The organism is Halorhabdus amylolytica (genome assembly GCF_004944975.1).
Lineage (GTDB): Archaea > Halobacteriota > Halobacteria > Halobacteriales > Haloarculaceae > Halorhabdus > Halorhabdus amylolytica.
Genome location: NZ_SPQG01000002.1, coordinates 302,655 through 303,036 on the forward strand (window position 1 = coordinate 302,655; position 382 = coordinate 303,036).

At 64.1% G+C, this 382-nt stretch carries 1 tRNA gene; it reads left to right on the top strand.

Features of this window, described 5'->3' with window-relative positions:
• Nucleotides 1–102: 102 nt before the first annotated feature.
• Nucleotides 103–173, top strand: a tRNA-Gly gene (locus tag E3374_RS04065).
• Nucleotides 174–382 lie beyond the last annotated feature (209 nt).

Sequence of the window (382 nt, forward strand, 5' to 3'; positions counted from 1 at the left end):
GATTTGCGAGCCTCGGCGCGCGAGTGAACGCAGTGACGAGCGCGCCGGTGTTGAGACGGACGCAGTCCGTCGATGCTCGGCGCGGGTGAACGCAGTGAACGAGCGCCGGTGGTCTAGTGGTATGACAAGAGCCTTCCAAGCTCTCGACCCGGGTTCAATTCCCGGCCGGCGCACTTCTGGCGCTCGCAAATTCGCGAGCGCCGAATGCGTTTTGAGGGAAATTGAGCCCTGGAAGTCGCAGCCCCGGAATGGCTGAGCGTAGCGAAGCCACAAGCCCGGAACGTCTTCCTTCGGTTCAATTCCCGGCCGGCGCACTCCCTACGGTCGTGCGCCGCCCGTAGTTCGCAAACGCTTCGCGTTTGCTCACTCCCGGCCGGCGCAT